Source organism: Streptomyces sp. NPDC092369 (assembly GCF_044755245.1).
In the GTDB taxonomy this organism is placed as follows: domain Bacteria; phylum Actinomycetota; class Actinomycetes; order Streptomycetales; family Streptomycetaceae; genus Streptomyces.
Genome location: NZ_JBIVQP010000005.1, coordinates 606,778 through 629,914 on the forward strand (window position 1 = coordinate 606,778; position 23,137 = coordinate 629,914).

General features: G+C 66.8%; 22 protein-coding genes, 1 tRNA gene and 2 pseudogenes. 14 read left to right on the forward strand and 11 right to left on the reverse strand.

Translation table 11 applies throughout. The annotated features are described in order from the left end of the window. Positions 1-136: 136 nt before the first annotated feature. Positions 137-934 carry a very short patch repair endonuclease gene (locus ACIQI8_RS31055; protein ID WP_402357444.1) on the reverse strand — a complete coding sequence of 266 codons (798 nt, stop codon included), beginning with the start codon at positions 932-934 and terminating at the stop codon, positions 137-139. 4 nt (positions 935-938) lie between these two features. Then, positions 939-2,273 carry a DNA cytosine methyltransferase gene (locus tag ACIQI8_RS31060; protein ID WP_402357447.1) on the reverse strand — a complete coding sequence of 445 codons (1,335 nt, stop codon included), beginning with the start codon at positions 2,271-2,273 and terminating at the stop codon, positions 939-941. A 203-nt stretch (positions 2,274-2,476) separates the two neighbouring features. Here ACIQI8_RS31060 and ACIQI8_RS31065 point away from each other — a divergent pair, with 203 nt between their 5' ends. The 5 genes from ACIQI8_RS31065 (at position 2,477) to ACIQI8_RS31085 (ending at position 5,572) form a co-directional block, all read left to right on the forward strand. Next, the gene (locus ACIQI8_RS31065) at positions 2,477-2,833 is read left to right on the forward strand and encodes a GIY-YIG nuclease family protein (RefSeq protein ID WP_402357449.1); all 357 of its coding nucleotides are present in this window, start codon (positions 2,477-2,479) and stop codon (positions 2,831-2,833) included. Then, a complete protein-coding gene (locus ACIQI8_RS31070) occupies positions 2,773-3,231 on the forward strand; it encodes a hypothetical protein (RefSeq protein WP_402357452.1) in 459 nt (152 codons plus the stop codon). The genes ACIQI8_RS31065 and ACIQI8_RS31070 overlap by 61 nt, the downstream gene beginning before the upstream one ends. Positions 3,232-3,357: 126 nt before the next feature. After that, a complete protein-coding gene (locus ACIQI8_RS31075) occupies positions 3,358-3,969 on the forward strand; it encodes an Eco29kI family restriction endonuclease (protein ID WP_402357455.1) in 612 nt (203 codons plus the stop codon). Between the two features lie 197 nt (positions 3,970-4,166). After that, positions 4,167-4,529, forward strand: a complete 363-nt coding sequence (locus ACIQI8_RS31080; protein WP_402357458.1) for an HAD family hydrolase — start codon at positions 4,167-4,169, stop codon at positions 4,527-4,529. A gap of 695 nt (positions 4,530-5,224) precedes the next feature. After that, positions 5,225-5,572, forward strand: coding sequence for a single-stranded DNA-binding protein (locus ACIQI8_RS31085; protein WP_402357964.1), 348 nt, complete (start codon positions 5,225-5,227; stop codon positions 5,570-5,572). A gap of 146 nt (positions 5,573-5,718) precedes the next feature. Here the strand turns inward: ACIQI8_RS31085 and ACIQI8_RS31090 are convergent, their stop codons facing one another. Beyond that, entirely contained in the window at positions 5,719-6,666 is a 948-nt protein-coding gene (locus ACIQI8_RS31090; protein WP_402357461.1) for an HNH endonuclease, read from the reverse strand. 802 nt (positions 6,667-7,468) lie between these two features. Between ACIQI8_RS31090 and ACIQI8_RS31095 the strand changes: the two genes are divergently transcribed. From ACIQI8_RS31095 to ACIQI8_RS31105, 3 genes and pseudogenes are all read left to right on the forward strand, one after another. Continuing rightward, entirely contained in the window at positions 7,469-7,639 is a 171-nt protein-coding gene (locus ACIQI8_RS31095) for a hypothetical protein (protein WP_402357464.1), read from the forward strand. 33 nt (positions 7,640-7,672) lie between these two features. Next, positions 7,673-8,536, forward strand: a pseudogene (locus ACIQI8_RS31100) (bifunctional DNA primase/polymerase). Positions 8,537-8,729: 193 nt separating this feature from the next. Beyond that, positions 8,730-9,128, forward strand: a pseudogene (locus tag ACIQI8_RS31105) (DNA primase); the annotation flags it as partial. Positions 9,129-9,200: 72 nt separating this feature from the next. Here the strand turns inward: ACIQI8_RS31105 and ACIQI8_RS31110 are convergent. The 4 genes from ACIQI8_RS31110 to ACIQI8_RS31125 all read right to left on the reverse strand — a co-directional run bounded on the left by ACIQI8_RS31110 (position 9,201) and on the right by ACIQI8_RS31125 (position 13,583). Next, entirely contained in the window at positions 9,201-10,976 is a 1,776-nt protein-coding gene (locus ACIQI8_RS31110) for a DUF262 domain-containing protein (RefSeq protein ID WP_402357467.1), read from the reverse strand. A gap of 595 nt (positions 10,977-11,571) precedes the next feature. Continuing rightward, positions 11,572-11,645: transfer RNA gene (locus ACIQI8_RS31115), tRNA-Pro, on the reverse strand. 40 nt (positions 11,646-11,685) lie between these two features. Continuing rightward, a complete protein-coding gene (locus ACIQI8_RS31120; protein ID WP_402357470.1) occupies positions 11,686-12,465 on the reverse strand; it encodes a Pr6Pr family membrane protein in 780 nt (259 codons plus the stop codon). Between the two features lie 173 nt (positions 12,466-12,638). Further along, on the reverse strand, positions 12,639-13,583 hold the full coding sequence (locus ACIQI8_RS31125) for a metallophosphoesterase (protein WP_402357473.1): 945 nt from the start codon (positions 13,581-13,583) through the stop codon (positions 12,639-12,641). A 178-nt stretch (positions 13,584-13,761) separates the two neighbouring features. On the opposite strand from ACIQI8_RS31125, the gene ACIQI8_RS31130 reads away from it, so the two are divergent. Continuing rightward, positions 13,762-14,229: a GatB/YqeY domain-containing protein gene (locus tag ACIQI8_RS31130; protein ID WP_402357476.1), complete on the forward strand. Its 468-nt coding sequence runs from the start codon at positions 13,762-13,764 to the stop codon at positions 14,227-14,229. A 179-nt stretch (positions 14,230-14,408) separates the two neighbouring features. On the opposite strand, the gene ACIQI8_RS31135 is transcribed toward ACIQI8_RS31130, so the two are convergent. Continuing rightward, entirely contained in the window at positions 14,409-14,891 is a 483-nt protein-coding gene (locus tag ACIQI8_RS31135; RefSeq protein WP_402357479.1) for a hypothetical protein, read from the reverse strand. Between the two features lie 193 nt (positions 14,892-15,084). After that, positions 15,085-17,370 carry a transglycosylase domain-containing protein gene (locus tag ACIQI8_RS31140; protein ID WP_402357482.1) on the reverse strand — a complete coding sequence of 762 codons (2,286 nt, stop codon included), beginning with the start codon at positions 17,368-17,370 and terminating at the stop codon, positions 15,085-15,087. Positions 17,371-17,777: 407 nt separating this feature from the next. On the opposite strand from ACIQI8_RS31140, the gene wblA reads away from it, so the two are divergent. Continuing rightward, complete coding sequence (gene wblA / locus ACIQI8_RS31145; RefSeq protein WP_401719065.1) at positions 17,778-18,116, forward strand: transcriptional regulator WblA; 339 nt, start codon at positions 17,778-17,780, stop codon at positions 18,114-18,116. A gap of 59 nt (positions 18,117-18,175) precedes the next feature. Here wblA and ACIQI8_RS31150 read toward each other — a convergent pair whose 3' ends face one another. Both ACIQI8_RS31150 and ACIQI8_RS31155 read right to left on the reverse strand, forming a co-directional pair. Further along, the gene (locus ACIQI8_RS31150; RefSeq protein ID WP_402357486.1) at positions 18,176-19,558 is read right to left on the reverse strand and encodes an ArsA family ATPase; all 1,383 of its coding nucleotides are present in this window, start codon (positions 19,556-19,558) and stop codon (positions 18,176-18,178) included. 97 nt (positions 19,559-19,655) lie between these two features. Further along, the gene (locus ACIQI8_RS31155) at positions 19,656-20,633 is read right to left on the reverse strand and encodes an ArsA family ATPase (RefSeq protein WP_402357489.1); all 978 of its coding nucleotides are present in this window, start codon (positions 20,631-20,633) and stop codon (positions 19,656-19,658) included. A gap of 105 nt (positions 20,634-20,738) precedes the next feature. Here ACIQI8_RS31155 and ACIQI8_RS31160 point away from each other — a divergent pair, with 105 nt between their 5' ends. From ACIQI8_RS31160 to ACIQI8_RS31175, 4 genes are read left to right on the forward strand one after another with little or no spacing between them, the layout of a single operon-like run. Further along, positions 20,739-20,897, forward strand: a complete 159-nt coding sequence (locus ACIQI8_RS31160; RefSeq protein WP_003967454.1) for a DUF4177 domain-containing protein — start codon at positions 20,739-20,741, stop codon at positions 20,895-20,897. Next, positions 20,894-21,358, forward strand: a complete 465-nt coding sequence (locus tag ACIQI8_RS31165; protein ID WP_402357493.1) for a RidA family protein — start codon at positions 20,894-20,896, stop codon at positions 21,356-21,358. The genes ACIQI8_RS31160 and ACIQI8_RS31165 overlap by 4 nt, the downstream gene beginning before the upstream one ends. Positions 21,359-21,416: 58 nt before the next feature. Continuing rightward, a complete protein-coding gene (locus ACIQI8_RS31170; RefSeq protein WP_402357496.1) occupies positions 21,417-22,310 on the forward strand; it encodes an NUDIX hydrolase in 894 nt (297 codons plus the stop codon). Continuing rightward, on the forward strand, positions 22,307-23,137 hold the full coding sequence (locus ACIQI8_RS31175; protein ID WP_402357499.1) for an MBL fold metallo-hydrolase: 831 nt from the start codon (positions 22,307-22,309) through the stop codon (positions 23,135-23,137). Before ACIQI8_RS31170 ends, ACIQI8_RS31175 begins: the two co-directional genes overlap by 4 nt.

Sequence of the window (23,137 nt, forward strand, 5' to 3'; positions counted from 1 at the left end):
CACCAACGGTACGGTTGCCCTGCCTATGAGCATCTTGGTCGAGGCTGGCATTAACCCTGGTGAGACATTGCTGGCTCACAGTGGTGAGGGTGGCAGGATCGTTCTGCGCCGTTTGGATACGCTAGCAGTGACCTGATCACTGGTCGCCCGCTGTAGCAGCGACGTGCGCTGATCCGCGCTTTCGTCGGACGGCGTTCTCGATTCGAGTCGCTGCCTGGGCGAGGTCATCGTGCTCCCAAACGCGGATGACTGTCCAGCCGGCCGTAGCCAGCGTGTCGTTGGTCTGCGCGTCCCTTGCCCTGTTGCCGTTGATCTTTTCCCGCCAGAAGTCCGCGTTCTTCATGGCGGGCCGGTAGTGGTCTGGGCAGCCATGCCAGAAGCAGCCGTCCACGAATACCGCGATGCGGTCGCCTGGGAAGACGACGTCGGCTCTCCGTCGGACGTCGGCGATTGGCCGTGTGTCGACTCTATAGCGAATGCCGCGGCGATAGAGTAAGCCACGGAGAAGCAGTTCCGGTTTAGTGTTCTTGCTGCGGTTTCCGCGCATCGAGGCCCGCACCTCCAGCGACGACGCGGTCGACTCGGGCGGTAGTGTTTCTTCCGCCAGAAGCCCCTTTGCTCGTGCTTGTTGCCATGCCTCAGCCAGGTTCTGTTTGCGCGAGCCAAACTCGACCTCGCAGACGTACCTCTCCTCGGTCTTGCCGTCCTGTGACCAGCGCAGATAGGCGCGAATGCGCCGTGTGCTCCGGTACAAGCGGAGCGTGATCGAGGCGCGTGCGAGGCGCCCGTCGCCCAGGTCGACGTTGCGTCGATTGCGGCCTCCGGAGGCGCGGTCTTGCTCAACTGCTGGCGCGGCCGCACCGGCTCGACGCTTATATGCGCGCTCCGGGGGCAGCCTGTCCTTCCAGTGCCCCCCGACCCTTGTCTGCGGCATGACTCTAGTGTCCCGCCGCAGACAAGGCATCAGCGACGGCCTTGGCGAAGAACTCACCGAGGACGACTGGAACAGCGTTGCCCAACTGCCTCATTTGCTCGCCTCGGGGGCCTGAGCCGTGCCATTCGTCCGGGAACGTCATTACCCGGGCGGTCTCGCGCACGGTCATGTAGCGGTGCAAGCCGTCGATGTCGGGCGCCCGCTCGTCCAGTCGCATCACTGACTCACCACCCGGCACGCCGTGAACGCCGGCTTTGACGGTCTTCGCGGGACGGTCGAGTTCGTTCGGGGTGTGCCCCTTGTAAATGCGGGCTCCAGGCCATCCGATGTGACCGACGGCGTCGATCTCCCGGCCGAAGTCGAACTTCTCGTGGAGTCGTTCCAGATCGACAGGGGGCAGCGCCGGGAGCTTCACGTCCGTGCCGTAGCCCTGGATAGCGTCGCGCAATGTGCGCCACGGCTTGCAGTCGTCTTCCTTGATCACCTTCGGAAGGTGCTTTCGTACTCGGTCGCGAACGTGGTCTTCTACGTCTGAGTGGCGCTTCCAGTAGGGTCCGTCCTCATCGCGCATGGAGCGGAACAAGGCATCCGCGGAGAACCTCTCCGTCTTGACATACTTTTCGAAGGCGTCGACGTCTACGCCGAGGTCAGCCCGGAAGGCCACGAGCACGACGCGGTTGCGCACCTGCGGGACTCCGTAGTTGGCGGCATTGACCCGCACCATCACGACTTTGTAGTGATCCGGGTCGCTGTCACCATCGGACAGTTGGTCGAGAATGCGGGTCAGGTGGGCGTTGTGGTCCTGCCACTTGATCTCATCGACGCGCTTCTCAAACGGGAGGCGCAGCTCGTTCTGGATGTATTGGAAATATTCGGCGAATGATGGCCGCAGTAGTCCGCGGACGTTCTCGCAGATAACCGCTTTCGGTCGCATCTCTCGCACGGCCTTGAACATGGCGGGGAACATGTTGCGCTTGTCTTCGTCGCCTTTGGCGGCCCCGCCGGCGCTGAACGGCTGGCATGGAGGGCCTCCGGCGAGGACATCGACCTCACCCTGGAGGGCGCTCAGGTCTAGATCGCGCACGTCCCCTGGGTATAGGGGGGCGGGCTGCCCTGGTCGGGGCGGCTTGGGCTCCTTCTCCTCGGTGCGCTCCAGGCCGTGGACTCCGAGGGTCTTCCGCGCACTCGCGATGAGCGTCTCGCAGGCCCGGTTGTTGAACTCGTTGAACAGGAGTGGGCGGAAGCCCGCTTGATGGACCGCCATGGCAAGGCCGCCCCCACCCGCGAACAGTTCAACGCTGGTCCGCGGCTTCTTTGCTTCTTCAGGCAGGTCAACCATGAGGAAACCATACCGCGGAGATGGTGATCATGGCGGGTTTTCACTCGAGCGAGTCGCCTATAAGTGAGCAAGGCCATAACGTCCGTGGTGATCAACGCGGCAGAAGGGGCCCAAGGGGATGACGCAGGCGGTTCAGGTCGGACGGCCGTGGCACCTACCGCGGCGACTTCCGGCTGAGCATCACCAAGGCCCTTGGCCATCAATTGGCGCAGGCGCTGACGCACCTCGGCCGCGCCCCGCTCGCCGAGCAGTACCTCGCCAGTCTTGATGAGCGGCCCGGCGTCTACCAGCTGTACCTTCACGGTGAGTTCGTTTACGTGGGCAAGGCTGATAAGTCGCTGCCCAGTCGACTGGCCAACCATCTGCGAAAGCTCTCGGGTCGGCACAACATCGACCTCCGCGACGTTTCGTTCTCCTGCCTGTACGTCGAAGAGGATTTCTCCGCCCTGGCTCCCGAGCAGCTGCTCATAAACCACCACAAGGAAATGGGAAACATACGGTGGATAACAATGGGTTTGGCAATAAGGGCCCGGGACGCCAGCGTGGCAGCACAGTCCTGAAGAAGAATCACTTCGACGTCGTCTACCCGATCGACCTGGATCGTCCCGTCAAGGGACTGGCGCCCGGCAAGATCCCGCTGAGCGTATTTCTCAAGGTTCTTGAGAACGGGCTGCCGTACAACTTCCGGCACATCGAGCCGCCGCGCTCGAAGGCGACCTTCTTGGCTGTGCCGCATGCTGGTCTGTCCGCCGACGCGGCGTTCTATTTGGTATCCGAGGCGCTTCCAGAGGCGTGGCAGATCGCTGCCCTTATGGGGTACGTGATCATGTACGCGGACTCCCCGAACGAGTACAAGAGTGCCTGGCGGTACTACCGGTCTGGCAAAGTGTTCGAGAGCGAGCCCGAGGCGTCGCCCGAGGAGATCACCCAGGACGATCTTTTCGACGCTGGCGAGTGACCATGAAGCACAGAAGTCGAACGTAACCGAGCCCGTTCCAGTGGACCTCCCCGCATACGCTGGATTACCGATCAGGAAGCCATGCCCGCCGAGTACACACCCGCGTGGTTCGACCCTCTGTCGACCATGCAGATCGCGACCACCATCTGCGAGACCTTCGAGCGGCAACCCCTGGTCTCTATGACGTACGAGATCCCGAGGTTCGAGGGCTCCGGGCTCTATGCCCTGTACTACCGCGGTGCGAGCGTAGACTTGTACTTTCCGCTCGCCAGCCTTCAAATCCCGGTATATGCGGGGCAGGCCCTTTCCAGTAACACCGCCACCGGGGAGAGGGTTCGGGAGCGCTATCCCCTCCATAGCAGGCTCAAGCAACATCGTCTGTCGATCATGGAAGGCGGCCTGCCGATCGCCGAGTTCCGGTTCCGGGCCCTCCTACTGCCTGATGTGCACGCCGACTTGGGCGAAAACGCGCTGCGCGTGGGATACACGCCGATCTGGAACAGCAAGCTGAAGGGCTTCGGCAGCAAAGAGCAGGGGGCGACGACCCGCCAGAGCAAGAAGAGCAAGTGGGACACAGTGCATGATGGGCGTCGGCGTACTCACGGCGGTGTCGTCCACGATGTTGAGAAGCTGGTTGTGGAGGCCAAGGCTCACATAGCGCGGCAGGTGTGCGACTATCACGAACTGCCGTGGCCTCACCCGACTACAGACGCTTATCTGGACCTTGACACACTGTGATCCAGGCGGCTGCCGGGCGTCATGATTTAGGTAGGCCGCGATTACGGGGCCGATTTTCCCAGGTCACGCGGCCAGGCGGGGTGCTGCCCAAAGGTTGGGCCGCTCGCACTCATTAGGATGCGGGATGTGCGGCGCCTTCTCGTTCTCTTCGACCTCGACGGCGTGGACGAGCTGCGTGTGGCCGGCTGGCGAGTGGGGTGGCGACCAACGGCGCGGTGGACATACAGCGCGCCAAGCTGCGGGCTGCCGGTGTCGCTGAGCATGTGGACGGTGTCTTCGTCTCTGGGGAGGCCGATGCACGCAAGCCGCAGACCCGGCACTTCCCCCTGGCTGCGTCCCGCTGCGGCACCGAGCTGGGCGACGGCGGCTGGATGGTCAGCGACAACCCCGTCAACGACATCGGCGGCGGACGCAGTGCGGGGCTGAGCATTATTTGGATGCGCAACAACCGCTCCTGGCCGCCGAACGATCTCGGACCGGCTCACACGGTGCCGCATGCCCGCGCCGCCATCGACCTGCTGCTTCTGCACTCCGTCGGCCACACGAGGACCACGTCATGACATAGACCATCGGGCTGTGCACCCCGGCAGCATGATCAGCCTTCGGCGCCCAGCTGCGTGCCCGCAGCCACATCGTGTTGTGGTGCCCCGACGGACGCAGCGACACGACCCGTCGCCGGGCCGAGCACGCGGGCCTCGAAGCCGAAGCACTACCTGAGTTCGTTTCCCGCTCCGACGTGATGCTCTCCCTGTGCCCTCCCGCCGCAGCGGAGGAGACCGCCGCCCAGGTTGCCGAGCCTTGTATGGCCGGCGGGGGCACGATCTACATTGAAGCGAACGCCGTCTCGCCATCGCGCGCGCAGCGCATCGCTGACCGCCTGGCCCCATTGGCATTCGTCGACGCCGCCGTGGTCGGATCGCCTCCGGGGGGGGGGGAGCGGCAAGTACCCGACGCTCTATCCGTCCGGCCCAGACAAGCAATCCGACCGGATCGCCGAACTCTTCGCCGGCACCGATGTGCGGCCTCACATCGTGGGCGACAGCATTGGGAAAGCCTCCGCACTCAAGCTCGCATACTCCAGCTACCAAAAGGTCTCCGCGTGCTGGCCGCCGTCGCGTACGGGGCGGCGGACTCGTACGGTGTCGCGGACGAGCTACTGGAGATCGCAGCCAAGCGCACCCGCAGCTACCTTGTGAAGACCGACGACCCGAGTTGAAGTTCACCGAGGGCGGCGCCGCGCTCGCGAAAGTTCACCATCGTCGTCACCCCGCGCCCCTTCGACCGCACCGCCAACACGTGGAAGGACGGCACCATCGCGTTCCACCGCTGCGCGGCCTGGCGCACTCTCGCGGAGCATGTGGCCGACAGCCTGAAGAAAGGCTCGCGCGTGGTCGCCTCGGGGCGAATGCGCCAGCACGACTGGACCAACGAGCAGGGCGAGAAGCGCTCCATGCTCGCCGTTGAAGTCGACGAGATCGGCGCCTCGATCCGCTTCACCACCGTGAACATCAACGCCAAGCCCGCCACCAACGGTGCGGCCGGCGGCGACCCGTGGGTCAAGACCAGTACCGGAGTCTCGGCGGACGCCGAGCCCCCTTTCTAGCCGTGCCAGGGGCGACCCCCCCCATGTCTCGCCAAAGAAGCGGGGTCGCTCTTGCCAGCCAGTCACCCATCAAGGAACTGGCGAGCATCCACCATGGCTCAACCCATCCCTGTTCGGCGAGTACTGGCGCCCACAGCGGGGGTGATCTACGCCTGGAGGCTGGCCGCCGGCAGGTTCGGGCGGTGCATGTCCCAGTGCTTGGCCAGCCACTTCACGTGATCAGCGGTCACGGGCACGGCGAGCGGGGCGCCATCGAGCTTGGCGTAGTCCGGGTAGACCTTGAGCGCGTCGTCCAAGTGCAGCGTCTGGGCCTGTGGGTGGACGGCGATCAGCCCGAGGTCGAACAGACGGCGCAAGTCGCGGCGCAGCAGCAGACCGCCGCCCTTGTGGTGCTTGCCGTTGGCCGCGTAGCTGTACAGGTGGGCGGCCTCCAACGCCTGTACAGGGGCCGGTCCGGTGAATGCGCACACCTCGCCGAACACCTCCAGCAGATGGTTGCGGAAGGCCGGCTGTCCCTTGCGGACCCGGATGGTGGCCGTGCCGTGCCCTTCGGCGATCACCTTCTGGGTGGTGTCTATGACCCGCAATGGCAACAGCACGCCACCGTGGGTGAGGGCGTGGTGAAAGTCGTCGAAACGCAACTCGCGCAGCGAGTTCTGCGAGGCCGGCTTCACGCACAGGGCGCGCAACTCCGGCGCGCTCAGGGTGCCGCGCGCGTCGATCCAGCCCGCCTCGTGCCGGCTGCGGTAGGTGGTGATCTGCCTGATCTTCCAGCCGGCCTTGTCGTTCTCGTGCTTGCACTCCTGGTTCCAGCACACGAACCGGGGGAGCTTCTGCTTGCGTTTGGCCACGTCCGCCTTCCCGCACTTTAGACAGTACGGGGTCTCCTTCTCACCCTCGCCGACCTCGATGTCCTCGATCACCGACAGGCCCAACAGCTCGGTGGCGTCCCACAACGCGATCACGTCACCGACCCGCAAGGTCGCGTGGTTGGGGACCGTGCTGTCCCAGCTGTAGTGGGTGGCCGGGTTGTCGTCGTATCCCACGCTGATCCGCTTACTGCCGTCCTTGGCCAGCACCAACCACGCCGTCATGACGCCCTCCCGTTAGGCACACCGAACCACACGCCAGCACGCGGGCACGTTCCCGCACGAGCGCCTGCGTTCAACGTAGCGGGCCCCCTGACAACGCCCCACGCGATTCTCCCGGCCCCACCCTCGCCGGTGGGGCCGCCTCACGCTCCCCGCCTGAGCGCTCCGCGTGTGGCCGGGGGTTTTCGCGGGCGGCCGCCCCTCACCGCAAGACGGCGGCGGCCCCTTTTTCTCCACCCGCCAACGGGACTGAACTGATGGAGGTCTCGAGCATGACCCACCCCATCCGCCTGCGCCCAACCGGCTCCGATCGCCGGCCTCGGGTGCTGGACCTGTACTGCCATCGCGGTGGCATGGCCATGGGCTTCCACCAAGCCGGCTTCGACGTCGTCGGCGTCGACCAGGACGCCACCTGCGCCGAGGAATACTCGTTCACGTTCGTCCACGGCGACGCCATCGACTACCTGCTCGCCCCCGGCCACGACTACGACCTGATCCACGCCTCCCCGCCCAGCCAGGCCGACTCCCCCGCTCAACGCCTACAACAAGAAGACCTATCCCCGCCTGATCGGCCCCACCCACACCGCCCTCCACAACGTCGGCAAGCCGTACGTGATGAAGAACGTCCCCGCCGCCGGCTGGCAGATGCGCCATCCCATCACCCTGTGCGGGCCCATGTTCGACCCACCCCTGTACCGCCACCGCCTGTTCGAGACCTCGTTCCCCCCTCACCGCCCCACCCCGCCCGGCGCATGTGGCGCGCTGCACCCGCAACGGTTACCTCCCCACCCCCGAACGGCCGTTCATGACCATCACCGGCGGCCGGCTCTCCAAGGCGTGGCAGCGCGCCGCCGCCCAGGCCCTGGGCACCCCATGGATCACCACCGTCAGTGGCGTGCGCGAGGCCATCCCACCCGTCTACGCCCACTGGATCGCCACTCAGTACTTCGCCCTCGAAGCAAGGAGCGCGGCATGAGCGCCACCGCCCGTCTCTCTGGAGACCCTGCACCTGCTCGCCGCAGCCCTGCTGTCGGCGGAGCGCGGCTGGCCCGTCATCCCTCTCGTGCCGAACACTAAGCGGCCCGCCGGACACCCCGAACGGGACTGCCCGCGTACAGGCCGCTGCACCGCAGGGCCACCGACCCCGAGTTGATCCAAACCGCGTGGGTGAACCGGCCGTACAACGTGGGGATCGCGACCGGACCGGCCGGCCTGCTCGTGGTCGATCTGGACGTGCCCAAACCGGAAGAGCCGGAAGGAGCGCCTGACGGCGCCACTTCCTTCAAGGCGCTCTGCGAGCGCGCCGGACAGCCTTACCCGTACACCCACCAGGTGCGGACTCCTAGCGGAGGGCGCCACCTGTACTTCAACGTCCCGCCCGGCGTGACGTTGAAGTGCAGCGTTAAACGGCTCGCCCCGCACATCGACACCCGCGCGTGGGGCGGCTACGTCGTCGCCGCCAACAGCACCACCGAGCAGGGCGCCTAGGAGGTGGCCGAGGCTGCCCCGGTCGCCACGTTGCCCGCCTGGCTCACCGCCCTGCTCACCAAGCCGGCCAAGTCGGCGGTTGTGCCCTCGCTGGCTCCGTTGCGAGACGGCACCAAGGCCGCCCGCACCGCGCTGGAGCGGGAGTGCGCGGTCATTCGAGCCACCACCGAGGGCGGGCCCGACCGGCTGCAACACCACGCTGTACCGCAGCGCGTGCAAGGTGGCCCGGTTCGTGGCCTGGGGACACATCCCCCGCCACACGGTCGAAGAAGCAATCCAGGCGGCGGGGGAGTCCACGGGACCGCCGGCTGCCGAGTGCCGAACGACGATCCGCAGCGCCATGCAGTGGATCCTCGCCAACGCCACACCGCGGGAGGCCGCATGACCACCGCGCCCGCCCGTTCCCCCCGCCTGGATTGCCTCATCCCCGCCCGACCGGCCGCAGCACGCCCCACCCGCCCGCGATGGGCGGGGAGTGGGCGCCCGAAAGAGGCCGCCCGCAAGGGCGTCCTTTCATCTCTTCCCCTGACCCACCGTACCTCGCGCTCGACACGTAACTCCGAAGGGAGGAACGCCGCATGACCGACATCATCGACGGGGCCGCGCTGCTGGATGAGGTGGAAGCCTTCCACCGTCGCTTCAATGTCTTCCCCACCGAACACGCCTACGCGGCTGTCGCGTTGTGGGACGCGCACGCGCACCTGATGGACGCACTGGACAGCACCGCCCGCATCGCGTTCCTCAGCCCCGAACGCGGCTCCGGGAAGTCACGGGCGCTGGAGATCATCGAAACCCTCACCCCGCGCGCGGCCACCACCGTCAACGCATCGGCGAACGCCCTGTTCCGGCTCGTCTCCGCAGACGAGGGCACCTCGACACTCCGCTTCGACGAGATCGACACCGTATTTGGGCCCAAAGCAGGCGGCAGCGAAGAGGTCTGCGGCTTCCTCAACTCCGGCTACCGGCGCGGCGCCAAGTGTGTTACAGCTTTGAGGTCTTCGCCCCGAATTAACTTGCGCCAGTGCGCCAGTCGCCTGGAAGGGGGAATTTCAGGGCGAAGTCGAAATGGTCATCTCTTTCGGCCAAACAGAGATAGCCGCATCAAGGAGCTCCTCCATGCGTTTATTCGCGACTGCATTACTCCATTTGCCCAGACGGATCTGCCCTTGAAGAATTAGGTCTTTATCGTTTACCCACTTTGCTAGCTTGGGTGCTTTACCCGAAAAAGTGGAAGGTAGGGCGCTATTAACCTCCATGGGTAGGAGCATGAGATTACCTAGCTTCCCCACCCAGAAGTTCTGGTTAGAATTGATAGATTTTCCTCCCTGAGGCTCAATATGCTCAAGGGTTATGCTTTGATTGCGTGAGAGTTTCGGCGAGCCCCAGAATTCATCGATCTTCTCTAGTGTATACCGAACACGATGAACGTCTTGCGGTCGTTGAGTAAAGTACGTTAGCTTCTTAAGTCCGTCTTTGAACTGTGTATCGGTGGGCATGAGAGAATTCGCGTCACGCTTGAATTGTTGAAGGGCTTTTACTATGTCGTTTGCTGAGGTTGAAGAATCCACTGAATAGGCCGCCCGTCGGTATGCTCGACGGATTGTTGAAGTGGAAGGGCGCTGGGAAATAGACCACCTGAACTGCAGGTTCTCGATTGCCTTCAGAAAATCGACCAACCGAGCGTTAGAAATCGTGCTACGAGGGCCATGAATGTAGTTCCGAAGCAAGGAGAAGAGAAGATTCAACGGCAGATTTGATCCCGGTACCAGGCAGCCATACAAGGAGCGGTCGACGGCTGCATACCGGTCGGCCCGCCAACGTGCTGCGGAAACCACCGTCTCCCAATGCCTTCCGTTGGGAGAAGCGAGGCATTCGTCGAACTCCGCGAAGATTTCTGCCGTCTCGCTGAAGAGGCGGATAAAATCACGCGCACCCTGCTCGACGTTTGCCTTACTGCGCATGAATGCATCAACAGATCGACGAATTCTGTTTATCGCGACAATTTCGTCGTCCGGTTGGTGCGAAGTTGAGTTCCAGAGATAACCGAAGAAATCCTCCACCTTCATCTTCGACCAAGAGATGGATTCAATTCTCTTCACGCTTTTTCCCCAGAGGTGCTCCTCTTCCTGGGCGGCCGTCGCCGCAATGGACGAGATTACCTGGTTCTTCACCAAGTCAACTTGATTGAGACTCTTTCCGCGATCATTAAGAGTCTCAAAGATTCTAAATGCATCCTGACGATCATCCACTCGTACGTAGACTACGGTTGAGCGAATGAAGCGATCGCGGATTGCGTCGATAGTTTCTGCGTTAGGATCTGTCGACTTGGCTACTTCCTCCTCGATGTTTTTCGCGAAAATTTTGTAGGCGGAATATTGTGCTTTTTCTGCACTGCTTTCCGGATTCGCCTGCCGGATTATTGATTCAGGATCTGAGAATAGACTTAGGTGTAGGAATCCGGATTCCGTTCGATATTTGAGACGGAAGGTGGGTTCGCCGGACAGGTCGACGCGCTGCAGATAATTGGACAGCCCTTGCGCCCGCCCCATCTCGCCGATTTTTTCGTACGCATCTTTAATTGCCCTGATCGCGATAAGGACAGTTGTGAGACGCTGTTGTCCATCAACGAGGTCCCAACTGTCGCTATCCGAGGGATGCACGACCATGTTTCCGAGGAAATGTCCTACCGAGTTGTCTCTGAGGTCATTCCAGAGGTCCAATACATTCTCGTCATCCCACGCGTACGGCCTTTGGTAGCGAGGGACAACATGTTCCCCAATGAGAACGATCTCCCCAATCGTGCGTTGAACCGCATCGAAAACCAATTCTGATCCCCTTTTGGTGACTATTGATGCTCAGCACTCTACGGACGGAACCCCAGGCTGTTGACCCCGGCGTCATACCCACAGCTTGCTGGCAAGGCGCCCTTGTTGGTGACCTACCCTGCCGCACTCAATGCCTCGCGCGAGGTTGTTGAGGAATCACGATACGGCCCGTCATCCACGCGAGTAACCGGTTACGCAAACTTCCGTCTCACCAGCGGTCGCTTGTCGCGATGGTGTAGCTGCGGAGGAGCGGCACTTTTGCGCAGCTGGCAGCAGTTTCGGGGTCAGTCGCGGGGTGATGTGCGGCTACGCGAACCGTGAGATCGAGCTGCTGGCCCGTCCAGGCGGAGAGGGACGGAGAGCAAGGGCGGCGGCCCAGGGCGCGGAGCGAGCCGCCCTTGATGGAGAGAAACTCGCAACAGCTCTCAGGCTGTAGGCGAGGTGCTCCCTGCCGCTCGGATGACGGAGCTCCCTGCCACTCCCCGGAGTGAGATCTCCATGATCCACTCCTCAGTCACTCCCCAGCTGCCCCCGGAGAACGAGTCAGGTCCGGTTTCCACTTCTGGAAACCGGACCTGACCTGGTGTTTCAGCTGTCGGGGTGGCGGGATTTGAACCCACGACCTCTTCGTCCCGAACGAAGCGCGCTGCCAAGCTGCGCTACACCCCGATGTCGCTGCTGTACTGCTCGTCGCGGCGACATCGCTACTTTAGCCCACGGGTGGCCCGAGACGAAATCCGGTTTTGGGGCGGTGGCGGATGAGGTTCGGGCGGATGTGGTCCAGGGCGACCAGCAGGATCGCGAGGGCGTAGAAGGCGAGGCCGAGGAGGAGGGCGTTGCCCAGGACGCTCTTGTAGCCGTGGAGGTCGACGTCCAGGAACGGGTAGAGGTAGCGCCCCCGCGTGCCCGGGACGATCAGCTCGCCGCGGCCGAGTGAGAAGGCCAGGTATGCCAGGGGGTACAGCAGCCACGCCGCCGCTTGCCGGAGGTGGAGGCGGCCGGGGGAGGTCAGCAGCAGCCAGTCCAGGGCCGCGGCTGCCGGCGTCACCGTGTGCAGGACGTGGTTGGTGATCGTCTGCCAGCCGGTCAGGGAGCCGCTCGTCACCGAGAACGGGGTCGCCGCGTCCACCAGGAGCAGGTGGTACACGAGGCCGGTGACGGCGACGTAGAGGAGGGTCGCGCCGGTCAGTGCCGAGGGGAGGGGGCGGCGGGCGGACCACGCTCGGCGGGCCGAGAGGACAAGGACCAGGGCGAGAAGGATGTTGCTCTGGATCGCGAAGTGGCTCAGGACGCGGACCGGGCTGCCGAGCAGCAGGTCCACGGTCACCGCCCCCGCCGCGACCAGCGCGACCAGGAGTCGGTAGACGGCGGTGAGGGGGCGGCGTACAGGAGTCACCACCGCTGTGGCGGGGACGGGGGACGGGAGCAGCGCGGGTACACCCGGGATCGCGGGGAGGTTCGGGATGTCCCTGGGTATCGGGGCGGTCATGCCCTCACGCTAAGCAGGAGGGACGAAACGGGCGATACGGGCGGGCTGTGTGGGTTACCCCGGTCCGCACCGCGGTCGCAGCTCAGGTCGCGGTCATCGACGTAAGCGACCCGTCGTCCCTGCCTCAGCCCTCTTTTGCCCCGCTCCTTATCTCCGCTCCTTGTATCCGCCCCTTATTTCCGCCCCCGCCCCTCGTCCCGCCCCACCAACGTCAGCAACGTCACCTCCGGCGGGCACGCGAACCGTACCGGCGTGTAGCGGTTCTGCCCGCAGCCCGCGGACACGTGCAGGTAGGACGTGCGTCCCTCCGCGCGGTGCGTCGACAGGCCCTTCACCCGGTCCGCGTCCAGGTCGCAGTTGGTGACGAGGGCGCCGTAGAAGGGGACGCAGATCTGGCCGCCGTGGGTGTGGCCGGCGAGGATCAGGGGGTAGCCGTCGGCGGTGAAGGAGTCCAGTACGCGCAGATACGGCGCGTGGACGACGCCCATCGAGAAGTCCGCCGTCCCGGACGGGCCGCCGGTCACCTCGGTGTAGCGGTCGCGCTTGATGTGCGGGTCGTCCAGGCCGGTCAGCTCGACGGACACGCCCTCGACCTTCAGCAGCCCGCGGGTGTTGGTGAGGTTCTGCCAGCCCGCCGCGTCGAAACCGTCCCGCAGGTCCTCCCACGGGTTGTGGATCACGCCGACGACCGGTGGGTTGCCGTTGAGACCGTGCTTGCCGTTGACCTTCTCCAGCAAGTACCGGGCGGGGTTGCGGGGTTTGGGGCCGTAGTAGTCGTTGGAGCCGAAGACGTACGCGCCCGGGAACTCCATCAGCGGGCCCAGCGCGTCCAGGACCTCGGGGATGCCCTCCGGGTCGGACAGGTTGTCGCCCGTGTTGATGACGAAGTCGGGGCGCAGGCCCGCCAGCGAGCGCAGCCAGTTCTGCTTCTTGCGCTGGCCGCCGACCATGTGGATGTCGGAGACCTGCAGTACCCGCAGCGGGCGCATCCCGGCCGGCAGGACGGGGACCGTCACCCGTCGCAGTCGGTAGGAGCGGGCCTCGAAGCCCGCCGCGTAGGCGACACCGGCGGCACCGGCCGCCACGATTCCCAGGGGTACTCCGTAACGTGCGCGCATACCGCCATCGTGTCAGACCGCGCGGACACCTCGTGCCCACGGTCCCTCGTCCCGTGACTCGCCGACTCCGGCGATCCCGCTCAAGTCCGAAGCCCCTCCTGCCCTTTGGGTCCGTGCACCGCACCGCCCCTCCAAATCGACAGGCGACAGCCTCCCCGCACCTGCGACAATCGACCACATGACCACGTCGCTCAAGTCGAAGCTGCAGGAAGACCTCACCGCCGCCGTCAGGGAGCGAGACGAGCTGCGCTCCTCGACCCTCCGGCTGACGCTCGCCGCGATCACCAAGGAGGAGGTCGCGGGCAAGACGAAGCGCGAGCTCTCCGACGACGAGGTGCAGAAGGTGATCGCCAAGGAGGCGAAGAAGCGCCGTGAGGCGGCCGACGCCTTCGCGCAGGGCGGTCGGGCCGAGAGCGCCGAGCGGGAGAAGGCGGAGGGCGTGGTGCTCGCCGAGTACCTGCCCAAGCAGCTCGGCGACGAGGAGCTGGAGCAGATCGTCGCCCAGGCCGTCCAGGAGGCGAAGGCGGCCGGCGCCGAGGGACCGCGTGCCATGGGCGCCGTCATGAAGATCGTGAACCCGAAGGTGGCCGGCCTGGCCGAGGGCGGCCGGGTCGCCGCGGTGGTCAAGAAGCTGCTGGCGGGCTGAGTACCTGCTCGTCCGGCGGCGGTTCAGCCCTCCTCCCTGGCCCTGCGGCCGCGGGCTGGGTGCTTCTTCCGCCGGCTTCCTCCGGCAGCGGCTGAGCGCTTCTTCGTACGAGAGCGGCCCCGCATCTTCGTACGAGAGTGGCGGCGGCGCCCCGACCGGCGCCGCCACCGCCGCTCCACTCAGCCGACGCCCGCCGCCACCTGCGTACAGGATTCGTCCGCACCGTGGGCGAGGATGCGGACGTTGTCCCGGGTGGCCGCCGACGGGGGCAGGTCGACGGTGAAGCAGCGGTCGGCCGTGGCCTCGGCCGGTCCGAAGAGGTGCACCGAGCGCTGGTAGACACGGGCGAACTGCACGACGGCACGCGTCCGTCCGTCCACGGAACTCACCTTGTACAGCAGGCCGTCGCCCCGCCCCTTGCCGGTGGCCTGATCCAAGGTGTTCTCGACGTCCTGGCGGGAGAGCGGGCCGCCCCGGGCGATGAGGGCGTCGGCGAAGCGGCGGGCGTCGTCGCGGGTGTTCTCGAACGCCGTGTGCTCGCGTGCGGACTCCCGGGCGCCGGCGACGACCCAGGAGACCACGAGCGTCACCACCAGGGCGAGCAGGACCGCACCGAGGGCCTTCGCCCACGGTGCGGTCCTGCCTGGTCGCTCACCTGTCATGTCGCCCACCTGGCATGGCCGTTCAGGCGTCAGGCCGTGCTGCCCGGACCTTCCGGCCGTCCCGTCCTGCCCGAATCTTCCGGCCGTCCCGTCCGGAGCGGAAGTCTCCGTCGCCCTTGGCGCGAACGAGGCGCCCCCCCTCGAAAGGAAGGCGCCTCGTGGAGCCGTTGGTCAGTGTCCGGGGGCTCAGCTCTTACGGGAAATTCCCGCCGTTGCCGTTTCCACCGTTGTTACCGCCGTTGCCGTTCCCGCCGTTCTCGTTGCCCTGGATGAAGCCTTCCGGGAGGGAGAAGCTCGGCGTCGGGGTCGTGCCCCCGTCCGTGCCGCCGTTGTCGTTGCCCCGGTCGTCGCCGTTGTCACCGTCGTCGTTGCCGTTCCCGTCGCCCTTGTTCTTGGGCGGGTCCGGCGGGATGTAGCCGAGGCTGAGGTTCTCCACCGGCTTGCCCTCCAGCGCGCCGTTCATCATGTCGCGCCAGATCGGACCGGGCACCTGACCGCCGTACACCTTGCCGCGATCGACGCCGCCGATGGTGATGTTGATCATCCTGCGCTTGTGGGCCGGGTCGCCGACCCAGACCGCGGCCGCCATGTTCGGGGTGTAGCCGACGAACCAGGCCGCGTAGCGGTTGTCCGTGGTACCGGTCTTACCGGCGCTCGGCCGGCTGCCGAGGCCCGCCTCGGAACCCGTACCGTCCTCGACCACACCCTTCAGGAGCGTGCTGACGGTGTCCGCGGTGGTCTCCGACATCGCCCGCGAGCAGGTCGACTTGGGCACCTGGAGCGACTTCTTCTGGTTGCCGACGGTCTGCGTGATCGACTCGATGGCGACCGGCGTGCAGTACATGCCGCGCGCGGCGAAGGTCGCGTACGCGTTCGCCATCGTCAGCGGGGACATCTCCTGGGTGCCGAGCGCGATGGACGGCGCCTGGTCGATCTTGCCGCCGTTGGCCCGCTGCACGCCCATCTTCTTGGCCATGTCGATGACCGGGCAGATGCCGATGTCGCTGATCAGCTGGACGTAGTAGGTGTTGACCGACTTCGCGGTCGCCACCTTCATCGAGTACGGGCCGTGCTCCGACTCGTCCTCGTTGGTCAGCTTGGCCGGGCTGTTCGGGTCGGTCCTCCAGGTCTTGCCGTCACAGGCCGAGACCGGGCTCGGGTAGTTCATCTCATACGGCGACGAGTACTGCTGGTTCGCCGGGGTGCCGCCCTCCAGGGCGGCGGCGGCCACGATCGGCTTGAACGTCGAACCGGGCTGGTAGCCGGCGCCACCGCCCATGTCCTGGTTCACCGAGAGGTTGATCGTGGTCTGGTGGTCCTTGGTGTCGATGCCGTACGGCCGTGACTGGCCCATCGCCAGGATCTTGCCGGTGCCGGGCTGGACGATGGTGGCCGCGGTGGCCACCTCGTCGCTCTGGTAGACGTGCTCCTTGATGGACGCCTGGGCCGCTTCCTGCGACTGCGGGTCCATCGTCGTGCGGATCGTCAGACCGCCCTGGTTCCAGATCTTCGCGCGGGCCGCGCTGGTCTTGCCGAAGACCGGGTCGTTCAGGAAGACCTCGCGCACGTAGTCGCAGAAGAAGCCGGCGCCCTTCACGGCCGTGATGCAGCCGTTCTTGGGCTTGCTGACCTTCAGGCCCAGCGGCGCCTCCATGGCCTTGTCGGCCTCCGCCTTGGAGACGTCGCCGACCTCGGCCATGCGCGCCAGCACAGTGTTGCGGCGCTTGGTGGCCTCCGCCTCGTCGTTGACCGGGTCGTAGCGGGTGGGCGACTGCACGATGCCCGCGAGCAGCGCCGACTCCTGGAGGTTCAGGTCCTTGGCGTGCTTGGAGAAGTAGCGCTGGGCGGCGGCCTCGACGCCGTAGGCCTGCTCGCCGAAGAACGTGATGTTCAGGTAGTTCTCGAGGATCTTCTTCTTGCCCAGCTCCTCCTCGACCTGGATCGCGTACTTCAGCTCCTTGATCTTGCGGCCGAGGGTCTGCTGGGTGGCCTGCGCGACCTTCGTCGGGTCGTCGCCGGCCTCCTCCACGAAGACGTTCTTCACGTACTGCTGGGTGAGCGTGGAGGCGCCCTCGGCGACCCCGCTGCTCTGCACGTTCTTGTTGAGCGCGCGCAGCACGCCCTTCAGGTCGACGGCGCCGTGCTGGTAGAAGCGCGAGTCCTCGATCGCGACGATCGCCTTCTGCATGTACGGCGAGACGCTCTTGAGCTCGACCACGGTGCGGTTGCGGGAGTAGACGGCCGCGATCTGGCCGCCCTTGGCGTCGAGGATCGTCGTGCGCTGGCTCAGCGGCGGGGTCTTCAGATTGGCCGGGAGCTCGTCGAAGCTCTCCACCGAACCCTTCGCCGCGAGCCCGAGCGCGCCGAAGGCGGGCAGCGCGATGCCCGCCAGGACGGCTCCCGCGAGGACGCTGACACCTAGGAACTTGGCGGCCTGTTGTGTTGGGGACAGACCACCGCCCGAACGCTTCTTTGGCATGGGGGCAGCCTACGTTCTCATTCGCCGGACACACGTATATGCCTTGGCCTAAGCTGCTCACAACTGTCACAGCAGTAGGTCCACGTATCAATACGTCCGGCGACCCCGAATCGTTCCGGAGGTTCCCCGACTTTCTGGTGGGGGCGTGTCCGAATCCGCCTTGTGTGTCACCAGGTGCCCGTTGTGACTCGGCTGAACTGTCCCGGTTTTCCGGGAAAGTCACGTATGTCACCAGCTCACTCCCCCGGGTGATCTGCCGCTTACGCATAGTCCGTTCGGGCCATTCAAGATTGGGCCCGAAGGGGGTGTTGCGCTGTGCCCACCTTCCGTAACGTCCTCAACTGGCAGCGGTGAATATGCCGCTACCGCCGTGGGGGAGCCTCGATTCGGGAGAGGACGGCGCCGGTATGGGCTGGGTAACCGACTGGAGTGCGCAGGCCGCCTGCCGCACTACCGATCCGGATGAACTGTTCGTGCAGGGAGCAGCGCAGAACCGGGCCAAGGCGGTGTGCACCGGATGTCCGGTACGCACCGAGTGCCTGGCCGATGCGCTCGACAACCGCGTCGAGTTCGGCGTGTGGGGAGGCATGACGGAGCGGGAACGCCGCGCACTGCTGCGCCGGCGGCCGACCGTCACCTCGTGGCGCAGGCTGCTGGAGACGGCTCGTGTCGAGTACGAGCGCGGGGTGGGCATCCTGCCGCTCGACGACGACGAGATCTACGAGAACTACGCGGCGGTGAGCTGAGGCGACCCCTCGGCACCTCGCACCGACAGCACCACGCCTCAACAGCCGTCGCCGTCGGCTCAGTCGGCGTCGGCCTCGGGCAGCTCCGGCCGGTTGGCCGCGAGCCGGTCACCGATGTCCCGCAGACCCACGAGGTCGTGTACGTCACCGGGCAGCGCGGCCACTTCGGTCACCGCCACCTCGGGGTGGCGAGCCGTGAAGCGGTCACGCGTGCGCTGCTCGCGGGAGAGCACGTGCATACGGTCGGCGTGCAGCCTCAACAGGCCCGCGGTGAGCCGGTCGACGCTCTGGTCCTCCTGATCCGGACCGGGGGAGCCGGGCTCGGACGTGGTGAACCCGCCGGTCGCGTCGTCGGCGGTGTCGTGGGCCGTGGATGCGGGAGATTCTGAACTGCCGTACGTGTCGGGAGAGTTACGAAGAGCAGCTTTCCCGCCGTGCTGATCGACAATGCGGGGCTCCACAAGATTTTCCGCGGCGGCGAGCGCGCGCTCGGCCGACAGCCGGTCGGCGCCGCTGCCGTGGACCCGGTTGAGCACCAGTCCGGCCAGCGGCATGTCCTCGGCCGCCAGCCGCTCCACGAAGTACGCGGCCTCGCGCAGCGCGTCCCGCTCGGGCGCCGCGACCACCAGGAACGCCGTCCCGGGCGCCTGCAGCAGCTTGTACGTGGCGTCCGCGCGCGTGCGGAAGCCGCCGAACATCGAGTCCATCGCGGCCACGAACGTCTGCACGTCCTTGAGCAGTTGACCGCCGAGCAGCTTGCCCAGGGCGCCGGTCATCATCGACATCCCGACGTTCAGGAACTTCATCCCCGCGCGTCCGCCCACCTTGGCGGGCGCGAGCAGCAGCCGGATCAGCTTGCCGTCGAGGAAGGAGCCGAGCCGCTTGGGGGCGTCCAGGAAGTCGAGCGCCGAGCGGGAGGGCGGGGTGTCGACGACGATCAGGTCCCACTCCTCCTTCGCCCGCAGCTGCCCGAGCTTCTCCATCGCCATGTACTCCTGCGTGCCCGCGAAGCCAGCCGACAGCGACTGGTAGAAGGGGTTCGACAGGATCGCGGCGGCCCGCTCGGGATCCGCGTGCGCCTCGACGATCTCGTCGAAGGTGCGCTTCATGTCGAGCATCATCGCGTGCAGTTCGCCGCCGTTGCCGGAGTCCTCGATGCCCTTCACCCGGCGCGGGATGTTGTCCAGCGAGTCGATGCCCATGGACTGGGCGAGCCTGCGGGCCGGGTCGATGGTCAGGACGACCACCTTGCGCCCGCGCTCGGCGGCCCGCAGCCCCAGTGCCGCCGCGGTGGTGGTCTTGCCGACCCCGCCCGAGCCGCAGCACACCATGATCCGCGTCTTCGGGTCGTCGAGCAGCGGGTCGACGTCGAGCACGCGCGCGGGGGAGAGGCGGTGGCGCGCGTTCTCCTGGGCGTCGGTCTTGGCCGCCTCCGGGCTCATGACATCTCCTGCTTCCGCTGGTTGCGCCGCGTTCGACTCGTGCTCCGGTTCACGTACCGACTCCTGTCCCGGTCCGGGTGCCCACTCGTGCCCCGGCTCATGACAGGCCCTGCCGGCGCAGCTCCCTGGCCAGTCCGTACAGGCCGCCGAGGTCCATGCCCTCGGCGAGCAGCGGCAGTTCGTGCAGCGGCAGGCCCAACTCGGCCAGGACAGCGCGCTGTTCGCCTTCCAGCGCGTACCGCTCGGCGTACTCCCTCGCCTCAGCGAGCAGCGGGTCCACCAGCTTCTCCGCGTTCCCGCCGCGCCGCGCCCCGCCCAGGCCCGCGGCGGACAGGGACTTCGCGAGGGCCGTACGCGGTGTGCTGCCCACGAGTTCCAGGTCCGCGGCGTCCAACACCTCGGGCCGCACCATGTTCACCATGATCCGGCCCACCGGCAGCCGCGCCGCTCGCAGTTCGGCGATTCCGTCGGCGGTCTCCTGGACGGGCATCTCCTCCAGGAGCGTGACCAGGTGCACGGCCGTCTCCTTGGACTTCAGCACCCGCATCACGGCCTGGGCCTGATTGTGTATCGGGCCGATCTTCGCGAGGCCCGCGACCTCGTCGTTCACGTTCAGGAAGCGGGTGATGCGGCCGGTGGGGGGCGCGTCCATGACGACGTAGTCGTACGCGAAGCGGCCGCTCTTGTCCTTGCGGCGCACCGCCTCGCACGCCTTGCCGGTCAGCAGGACGTCCCTGAGGCCGGGCGCGATGGTGGTGGCGAAGTCGATCGCGCCGAGCTTCTTCAGGGCCCGTCCGGCGCCCCCGAGTTTGTAGAACATCTGGAGGTAGTCCAGAAGGGCCAGCTCGGGGTCGATGGCGAGGGCGAACACCTCCCCGCCCCCCGGAGCGACGGCGATCTTCCGCTCCTCATAGGGCAGCGCGTCCGTCTCGAAGAGCTGCGCGATGCCCTGGCGGCCCTCGACCTCGACGAGAAGCGTCCGCTTCCCCTCGGTCGCGAGGGCCAGCGCGAGTGCGGCGGCGACCGTCGTCTTGCCGGTCCCGCCCTTGCCGCTGACGACCTGGAGCCTGCTCACGTCTTCGAGCCTAACCAGTCTGTGCGCAAGCTACGCGGCAGCCTGTGGACAACGTGACGACAGTCGCCCCCTGAGGCGTCCGGACCAGCCGCTAAAGTCGGCCACATGACCAAGTGGGAATACGCAACCGTGCCGCTGCTCGTCCACGCCACGAAGCAGATCCTGGACACCTGGGGCGAGGACGGCTGGGAGCTCGTCCAGGTCGTGCCCGGGCCCAACAACCCCGAACAGCTGGTGGCCTACCTGAAGCGGGAGAAGGCATGAGCGCCGTCGAGGCGAAGCTGGCCGAACTCGGCCTGACCCTGCCGGAGGTCGTCCCGCCGCTGGCCGCCTACCAGCCCGCCGTGCTGTCGGGCGTCTACGTCTACACCGCGGGCCAGCTCCCGATGGTGGAGGGCAAGCTGCCCGTCACCGGCAAGGTCGGCGCCGAGGTCACGCCGGAGGAGGCCAAGGACCTGGCCCGCATCTGCGCGCTGAACGCGCTGGCCGCCGTCAAGTCCGTGGCCGGTGACCTGGACCGCATCGCGCGCGTGGTGAAGGTCGTGGGCTTCGTCGCCTCGGCGCCCGACTTCACCGGCCAGCCTGCCGTCATCAACGGCGCCAGCGAGCTGCTCGCCGCCGCCCTCGGCGACAAGGGCGTGCACGCGCGCAGCGCCGTCGGCGTGGCGGTGCTGCCGCTGGACGCTCCGGTGGAGGTCGAGATCCAGGTCGAGCTGGACCGGTAACCCGCTCTGACCTCGGGCACCTCTCGAACATTCGCGCACCAGGGGATAGCCTCCGCCCATGGCGAATGGGCAGTGGTTCCCCCAGGACTGGCCGGACCGCATCCGCGCGCTGGCGGACGGCACACTCACCCCGGTCACCCCGAAGCGCGCGGCCACCGTCATGCTCCTCAAGGACACCGACGGCGGCCCCGCCGTCCACATGCTGCGCAGACGCGCCTCCATGGCCTTCGCCGGAGGCGCGTACGCGTATCCGGGCGGCGGTGTCGACCCCCGCGACGACGAGCACCACATCCGCTGGGCGGGCCCCACGCGCGCGTGGTGGGCGAAGCGGTTCGGCGTCGACGAGACGGAGGCCCAGGCGATCGTCTGCGCGGCCGTCCGGGAGACGTACGAGGAGGCGGGCGTCCTGCTCGCCGGTGAGACCCCCGACTCCGTGGTCGGCGACACGACCGGCCCTCAGTGGGAGACGGACCGGGCGGCCCTGGTGGACCGCGAGCTGTCCTTCGCCGAGTTCCTGGACCGGCGCGGCCTGGTCCTGCGGTCCGACCTGCTGGGCGCCTGGACCCGCTGGATCACCCCGGAGTTCGAGACCCGCCGCTACGACACCTGGTTCTTCGTCGCCGCCCTCCCGCACGGCCAGCGCACCCGCAACGCCTCCACGGAGGCCGACCGCACGGTGTGGATCCGGCCCGAGGAGGCGGCGGTCGCCTACGACAAGGGCGAGTTGCTGATGATGCCGCCCACGATCGCGACCCTGCGCCAGCTGCTGCCGTACGCCACGGCGGCTCAGGCCCTCGCCGCGGCCCCCGACCGTGACCTCACCCCGGTCCTCGCCCGCGCCCGGTTGGCGGACGGCGAGATCGTGCTGTCCTGGCCGGGCCACGACGAGTTCACCAAGCACATCCCGACCGACCGTCCGAACGACCTCGCGACCGGTGGAGCCACGGCATGACGGATGCAGCAGCCCTTCCCGGTCAGCCCAGGGGCGGGGTCCTCTCGGGTCCCGCCACCGCCCGCGCGGTCAACGTCCTGGCGCCCAACGCCTCGGCGATGACCCTCGACGGCACCAACACCTGGATCCTCGCCGAGCCCGACTCGGAACTGGCCGTCGTCGTCGACCCGGGCCCCCTGGACGACGGGCACCTGCGCAATGTCGTCGACACCGCCGAGAAGGCCGGCAAGCGGATCGCGCTCACCCTGCTGACCCACGGTCACCCTGACCACGCCGAGGGAGCCGTCCGCTTCGCCGAGCTGACCGGCACGAAGGTGCGAGCGCTGGACCCGGCGCTGCGACTGGGTGACGAGGGGCTGGGCGCCGGGGACCTCGTCCGGGTCGGCGGCCTGGAGCTGCTGGTCGTCCCGACCCCCGGCCACACCTCGGACTCGCTGTGCTTCCATCTCCCGGCCGATCAGGCGGTCCTGACGGGAGACACGGTCCTGGGACGCGGTACGACGGTCGTGGCCCACCCCGACGGCCGCCTCGGCGACTACCTGGACTCCCTGCGCCGCCTCAGATCCCTCACGGTCGACGACGGCGTCCACACGGTGCTCCCGGGCCACGGTCCCGTCCTGGACGACGCCCAGGGAGTCGTCGAGTTCTACCTCGCCCACCGCGCCCACCGCCTCGCCCAGGTCGAGACGGCCGTCGAGAACGGTTACGGCACGTCGTCCGAGATCGTCGCCCATGTGTACGCGGATGTGGACCGTTCACTCTGGCCGGCGGCGGAGCTGTCGGTACGGGCGCAGCTGGACTATCTGCGGGAGCACGGCCTCATCTAG

Bases quoted from the DNA above. Each gene is read 5' to 3' on its own strand.
- ACIQI8_RS31130 (WP_402357476.1), top strand. From the start codon at position 13,762: ATGACCACGTCGCTCAAGTCGAAGCTGCAGGAAGACCTCACCGCCGCC.
- ACIQI8_RS31090 (WP_402357461.1), bottom strand. From the start codon at position 6,666: ATGACGGCGTGGTTGGTGCTGGCCAAGGACGGCAGTAAGCGGATCAGC.
- wblA (WP_401719065.1), top strand. From the start codon at position 17,778: ATGGGCTGGGTAACCGACTGGAGTGCGCAGGCCGCCTGCCGCACTACC.
- ACIQI8_RS31075 (WP_402357455.1), top strand. From the start codon at position 3,358: ATGCAGATCGCGACCACCATCTGCGAGACCTTCGAGCGGCAACCCCTG.
- ACIQI8_RS31150 (WP_402357486.1), bottom strand. From the start codon at position 19,558: ATGAGCCCGGAGGCGGCCAAGACCGACGCCCAGGAGAACGCGCGCCAC.
- ACIQI8_RS31095 (WP_402357464.1), top strand. From the start codon at position 7,469: ATGACCATCACCGGCGGCCGGCTCTCCAAGGCGTGGCAGCGCGCCGCC.
- ACIQI8_RS31140 (WP_402357482.1), bottom strand. From the start codon at position 17,370: ATGCCAAAGAAGCGTTCGGGCGGTGGTCTGTCCCCAACACAACAGGCC.
- ACIQI8_RS31160 (WP_003967454.1), top strand. From the start codon at position 20,739: ATGACCAAGTGGGAATACGCAACCGTGCCGCTGCTCGTCCACGCCACG.
- ACIQI8_RS31060 (WP_402357447.1), bottom strand. From the start codon at position 2,273: ATGGTTGACCTGCCTGAAGAAGCAAAGAAGCCGCGGACCAGCGTTGAA.
- ACIQI8_RS31165 (WP_402357493.1), top strand. From the start codon at position 20,894: ATGAGCGCCGTCGAGGCGAAGCTGGCCGAACTCGGCCTGACCCTGCCG.
- ACIQI8_RS31170 (WP_402357496.1), top strand. From the start codon at position 21,417: ATGGCGAATGGGCAGTGGTTCCCCCAGGACTGGCCGGACCGCATCCGC.
- ACIQI8_RS31135 (WP_402357479.1), bottom strand. From the start codon at position 14,891: ATGACAGGTGAGCGACCAGGCAGGACCGCACCGTGGGCGAAGGCCCTC.
- ACIQI8_RS31125 (WP_402357473.1), bottom strand. From the start codon at position 13,583: ATGCGCGCACGTTACGGAGTACCCCTGGGAATCGTGGCGGCCGGTGCC.
- ACIQI8_RS31120 (WP_402357470.1), bottom strand. From the start codon at position 12,465: ATGACCGCCCCGATACCCAGGGACATCCCGAACCTCCCCGCGATCCCG.
- ACIQI8_RS31175 (WP_402357499.1), top strand. From the start codon at position 22,307: ATGACGGATGCAGCAGCCCTTCCCGGTCAGCCCAGGGGCGGGGTCCTC.
- ACIQI8_RS31055 (WP_402357444.1), bottom strand. From the start codon at position 934: ATGCCGCAGACAAGGGTCGGGGGGCACTGGAAGGACAGGCTGCCCCCG.